The following is a 5,814-nucleotide window of genomic DNA, read 5'->3' on the forward strand; positions in this document are numbered from 1 at the left end:
CCATGCTGCCCAACAGCTTGTCGAACATCGTCAGGGTGGCGTCGGTCAGGCTTTCCTCAAGCCGGATGCCGGTTGCCGCCAGCGTCGCATGGCGGCGCAGGGCATTGAGTTCGCCAAGGTGCTGGGGTGTGATGCGGCTGCCTTCGTCCGCCAGCCTGTCAAAAGTCAAAGCCGGGATCATGTCGGCACGGGCGCGATCGAGGCCCAGCGCGCGGATATAGGCGAGCCGTTCGATCAGGCGCAGGATGTTGCGCGCTGCCGGCGATTGTGGCGCATTGCGCATCCAGGATAGCCATGTCGCGACCTGCCCCGGTCGTCGGGCCAGCAAATCGTCCAGGCCCTGAAGGGTGTCAGGCAGCAGGCCATTCGTGAGCACTTCATAGGTAAGCTGTTCGGCTTGCTGGCGCGCCCGCCGCAGCACCGCTTCGAGAATCGACGGAGAAGGCAGGAGGATCTGCAGGCGCCGGAGTTCATCGACGATGACGTCTGCCATCTGGCCGGGGTGTATGATGGTCTGCGCGATTGGGACCGAGAAGGCGACAACTTCACGGAAAGCGTTGCGGTCAAAAATCCTGAACCCGTGCGATCGTCGGATTTCGACGAGATGCTCGCGACGGGTCTGGTCCCGATGGGCATAATCCGCGAAGGCTGCCGGCGCGACGCCGAGTTGCTGCGCCACATAGGCGAGCACAGGAGCGGGCGGGACTTCGCCCGCTTCCAGCGCACGGCCAGGCCATCTCATATATAGCATGAGCATCGCATAGCCGAGCCGGGTGGCATCGCCGCGACGGCGGCCGACAATTTCCAGGTCGTCGCTGGTCAGCGTATAATGACGCGCGATCTCGCGCTCATCGAGCGGCGCGCCATAATGCCTCGCCCAGATTTCCAGGCTCACCAGTCGCCGTCTCGCCAAGCATCATCTCCTTCGCTTTGCGTGTCCGTCAGACGGTCCTCTGGCGGCCAACAGGAATATGTCCGTTAACTCTGGACCTGTAACGGCGATTCGGACAAGATCGCATAATGACGGGAAAACGGACAGGATCGGGCATCATGTGGCGCTGATCGGCTATGCGCGCGTCTCGACCGCAGACCAGAAGCTGTCGCTCCAGCTTGACGCGCTGAACACTGCCGGGTGCGACCGTATATTCGACGATCACGCATCCGGGGCAAAAGCCGATCGGCCTGGCCTAACCGAAGCGCTCGCCTATTTGCGCCCCGGCGACACGCTGGTGGTCTGGAAACTCGACCGCCTCGGCCGCTCGATGAGCCACCTGATCGAGAAGGTCGGCGAGCTTGCGGCGCGCGGCATCGGGTTCCGCTCACTCACCGAGAATATCGACACCACCACTTCGGGCGGCATGCTGGTGTTCAACATCTTCGGCTCGCTGGCCCAATTCGAGCGTGACCTGATCCGTGAACGCACTCATGCCGGCCTCAAGGCCGCACGCGAGCGGGGCAACAAGGGTGGTCGCCGGCCTGTCGTTACCCCCGACAAACTACGTAAAGCGCGGGCGCATATCGCAGCGGGCCTCACTGTTCGTGAGGCGGCGGCCCGGCTCAAGATCGGCAAAACCGCCCTATACAAGGCTCTGGAAAACGCGTGAAACCGCTGGCGATCAAGAACTCGTGGGTGCTGGTCACAGGGGCTTCGACCGGTTTGGGCAGAGCGTCCGCCCTCCGCTTGGCGGCATCGTACCAGGCCAAGCCCCTGATTGTTGGACGAAGGCTCGACAACTTGCGGGAGCTACAGACCGAAATTGACGAGCGGTTCAATGTGCCGTGCGAGATTATAGTGGCTGATCAACGTGAAATCGAGGGCAGGGAGAAAATCGCGGCTAAGGTTGCAGAATTGCAAGTAACAGCCGCTTTGTTGGTTGCCGGAATGACGAGCGTTGGTTCATTTGATGCAGGCCGTGCCGACACTTATGCCGAGGTAATTGAAACAAACATACTCGGTTTCACGGATTTGCTGGCTCGCCTGATTGCGATTTTCAGGGAGCAGCCGTTTGAATCCTCAGTAATCGCCGTGTCGAGCCTGGCGGGCGAAACATCCGTGCCCTTCCAAGCGGTCTACGGCGCGTCGAAAGCCTATGTGAGCACCCTCATGCGAGCGCTTTCCGTGGAGCTTGCCGGGACGGGAGTGAGTGTTGGGTCTTTTGCACCCGGTGGAATCGACACAGACATGGCTGCCCTCAGCGATTTGAAGTGGGGGAGGTTGGGTTTGATGGACGTTGACCGGTGCGCGGCCCATGCAGTCCACGCTCTGGTTTATCGGCAATCCTTCGCCATACCGGGGATGGGCAACCAGCTCACATATTTGGCGAGCAGGGTTCTACCTCGATCGTTGGTCAATCGGATTGCCGCCCTCCCATATCGGCGCCCGTAGGGCGGCACCACATAAAAGGGGCAGGAAAGCCTGCGAATAGCATCTGCTGGCATCGTACCGGATTTGTTCGCCCTTAGCGTGCAGATACGTCACTTTCGTGTAGTCACCCCAACCAGTGGACGCCGGTCAATGAGCCGCTCACCACGGCGCGCTTTTCGGCGCTTTATGGCCATTGGTATCCGCATGTCCGCGACGAGGGCGCGTTCTGGCGCGCGCTCCTCAACCAGATCGACGGAACCCGGCTCGCGATGCAGGCCATTCGCAGGGTCAATCCCGCCGCGCGGCTCGTTCAGACGGAGGATCTCGGCCGCACCTTCGCCACTGCCGAGTTGCGCGAGCAGGCTGCGTTCGAGAATATCCGGCGCTGGGCGACATGGGACCTGCTGTTCGGGCGCGTACGGCGCGGTCATCCGCTGTGGCGGCGCATGGCCGCGCACGGGCTGGAGCACAGGCTGGAGGCCATTGCGGCCGATCCCTGTCCGCCAGACATCATCGGCATCAACCATTATCTGACCAGCGAGCGGTTCCTCGACCATCGCATGCAGCGCTATCCCGCCCATGCGCATGGCGGCAATGACGGGCAGCGCTATGCCGATGTCGAGGCGATCCGGGTGCTGGAGCCGCCCCCGCCCGGTCTGAGGGGCGTGATAGAGGAGGCGTGGGACCGCTATGCGACCCCGATCGCGGTCACCGAAGTCCATAATGGCTGCACGCGCGAGGAGCAGCTGCGCTGGCTGGCGGAGGCGTGGGATTGCGCCGAGGATCTGCGCAATGAGGGCGTGGACGTGCGAGCGATCACGCTCTGGTCGCTGCTCGGCAGTAGCGGATGGAACACGCTGCTGACCGCCCCCGGCATCTATGAGCCGGGCATATTCGACGTCAGTAGCGGAACGCCGCGCGCGACCGCTCTCGCAGCGCTCGGCACGGCTCTGGCCACTGGCGCTGCACGGCATCCGCTTGCAGCGCAGCCGGGCTGGTGGCGTCGGCCGATCCGGCTTGAATATCCCGCCGTCCGCCGTCCTGCCCCGGCCGTGCAGCACCGGGCGGACAGTTGCAGGGAGCGTGCGCCCATGGGTCGGCCCCTCCTGATCATGGGCGCGACAGGAACCCTGGGGCAAGCGTTCGCGCGGGCCTGTACGCTCCGCAACATACCGCATGTGCTGACGGCGCGGCACGCGCTCGACATCACCAGCGAGGCCAGCATCGGGGCTGCGCTGGACCGGCACGATCCCTGGGCAGTGGTGAACGCCGCCGGCTGGGTACGGGTCGACGAGGCGGAAAGCCATGCCGCCCGTTGTTTTGCGGCGAACAGCGACGGCCCGGTCCGCCTTGCGCGGATGGCGGAGGAGCGGGGGCTTGCCACCCTCAATGTCTCAAGCGACCTCGTCTTCGGGGGCAAGGCGGAAGGGGCCTATGTCGAAACCGACGCGCCCGACCCGCGCAACGTCTATGGCGAGAGCAAGGCGCGCATGGAGGAGGGACTTCTCGCCCTGGCGGGGACGCATCTCATCGTTCGCACCGCAGCCTTCTTCTCTCCCCATGACGAGTTCAACTTTGCCGTCGCGGTCGCTCGCGCCCTGACGGCGGGGCAGCCGTTCGAGGCCGCGGCGGACCAGCGGATCACGCCGACCTATGTGCCGCATCTCGTCAGGGTCGCGCTCGACCTCCTGATCGACGGTGAGCAGGGCCTCTGGCACCTCACCAATGAGACGGAGCTATCATGGGCAGAGTTCGCGGAAGCCGTCGCGGACAGCCTGAACCTGCCCCGGCATCTGATCCGCGCCGTGCCGGGCGCCCGCCTGAACCAAATGGCGCCACGCCCCTCCCGCGTACCGCTCGCGACGGGGCGCGGGGCGCACCTGCCGTCTCTTGCGGATGCCCTCGGCGAGTTTGCGCGGCATGAGAAGAGGCAGCAAGCGGTGCGCGAGCTTGCATGACATGCAAACGGCCATGGATCCGAAGACCCATGGCCGCCGAACATTCAGCCGTCTTACATCCAGCCGTCGAGATCGTCGGGGATGTTGCTCAGCGTACCCTTGCCGGTGATGGCGTTCAGATCGAACGGCTGCGCCTCCAGGAAAAATTCCAGCTGGTCACGCGATGTCACAAGCGAATTGATCACGCGGACTTTCAGGCCTTTGAAGTTCGGGCCGTCGATGCGCAGCGCCTTCAGCGTGACTTTCGATCCATGCGGTATCTTCACGAAGCGCGGATAGTTCAGCAGGCGAAAGTCCGGCTGAACGATCTCAAGCTCGACGTCGATCGGGCCAGCATTCGCGATCTCCATCTCGCCTGAGTTTCCGATCAGAAACTCTGACGGCGAATATTTGGTGAACGACATCTTCAGGACCGCGTTCATCACCGTTTGAACATTCTCGCGCGTGCCGAAGAAAGTGTCGCGGAAGAGGCCGACCGTACGACGCTTTTCCAGCGCATCCTTGAAGGCCGCTTCATCCTCTCCCTGCGTCAGGAACAGGGTGGCGACGCGGTGATCCATCCCCGCCGCCTCCTGCTCCAACGCGGTCCCGAGATGAGCGTCCGTAGTCGCCGCGATATAGAGGTTATATTTCAGGGCCACGTCCATCGCGCTGGGGTGGATGAAATCGCTTTGCGCAACCTCAATCCCCGACAGCAGACCCTCTGAAAACATCCGTTCGAGGAACGGCGTCACCACTGCCTCACCAGGGGAGGAGGAGGGGATGGTCGGATGATTCCACTGGCAGATGGCGCCCTGCCGCTTCGCTTCGCGGAACCGTGCTTCCAGATCTTTCTCGTCCGCGCTGGTCCGGTTCCAGTCGACCCGGAGCTGCCCGCCCGTCTGCTTGAAGGTGCTGTAATGGACTTTCCCCGGGTTCAGCGCATTTGCATCCTTGAGGAAGTGACAATTGAAATGCCCGATCGCGCGCGTGATCTCCGACCCGAGCGAGAGTTTCATGCCGCCGAGGCCAAGCATGCCCGAAGAGATGAACGCGCGGCCGATTTCATAGCTGCGGTTCTTGTTGGTGCCGGTGTCGCGGATCTTTGGCGTGATGATGTCATGTTCCGTGAAGGACACGAACTTAAGCCCGTCATGCGCCGCTTCTGCGAGGCGAAGCGTCGGCCAGGCCGAGCCGTCCGAGAATACGGTGTGCAGGTGCAGGTCGCCGGCGAAAATATGATGTCCGTCCTTCGTATCGGGGAAGATCAGACGCGCGGGCGACGGCGGCCGCTGATCGGATTGCGTCACGAACTCGGCGGAAGCTTCTCCGGCGGTGAACAGCCCTGCGAGCATAGCGAGAGCGGAAACCATTGCGCGGAAGTTTCTATGCTTAACCATAAGATCTCCTGATGAAGGTGGTGTTTGATGAATGGGCTGGCTCTGTTGCAAACATGGGGCACGGCCGCGCGGCGTCACCCAGTTGGGGGATTAGGCAGCATTGGCGAAATGC

General features: G+C 63.0%; 5 protein-coding genes. 3 read left to right on the forward strand and 2 right to left on the reverse strand.

The window, feature by feature from the left end; translation table 11 throughout:
• On the reverse strand, window positions 1–913 hold a 913-nt coding region (locus tag AC58EF_RS28000; protein ID WP_497279643.1), incomplete at its 3' end, for a DUF4158 domain-containing protein.
• Between the two features lie 139 nt (window positions 914–1,052).
• On the opposite strand from AC58EF_RS28000, the gene AC58EF_RS28005 reads away from it, so the two are divergent.
• The 3 genes from AC58EF_RS28005 (at window position 1,053) to AC58EF_RS28015 (ending at window position 4,323) form a co-directional block, all read left to right on the forward strand.
• Window positions 1,053–1,604 carry a recombinase family protein gene (locus AC58EF_RS28005; protein WP_004213210.1) on the forward strand — a complete coding sequence of 184 codons (552 nt, stop codon included), beginning with the start codon at window positions 1,053–1,055 and terminating at the stop codon, window positions 1,602–1,604.
• Window positions 1,601–2,386 carry an SDR family NAD(P)-dependent oxidoreductase gene (locus AC58EF_RS28010; RefSeq protein WP_004213209.1) on the forward strand — a complete coding sequence of 262 codons (786 nt, stop codon included), beginning with the start codon at window positions 1,601–1,603 and terminating at the stop codon, window positions 2,384–2,386. The genes AC58EF_RS28005 and AC58EF_RS28010 overlap by 4 nt, the downstream gene beginning before the upstream one ends.
• 248 nt (window positions 2,387–2,634) lie before the next feature.
• Complete coding sequence (locus AC58EF_RS28015) at window positions 2,635–4,323, forward strand: SDR family oxidoreductase (RefSeq protein ID WP_497279644.1); 1,689 nt, start codon at window positions 2,635–2,637, stop codon at window positions 4,321–4,323.
• A 53-nt stretch (window positions 4,324–4,376) separates the two neighbouring features.
• On the opposite strand, the gene AC58EF_RS28020 is transcribed toward AC58EF_RS28015, so the two are convergent.
• Entirely contained in the window at window positions 4,377–5,780 is a 1,404-nt protein-coding gene (locus tag AC58EF_RS28020) for a hypothetical protein (RefSeq protein WP_497279645.1), read from the reverse strand.
• Between the last annotated feature and the right edge of the window lie 34 nt (window positions 5,781–5,814).

The organism is Sphingobium sp. WR1, from assembly GCF_059693745.1.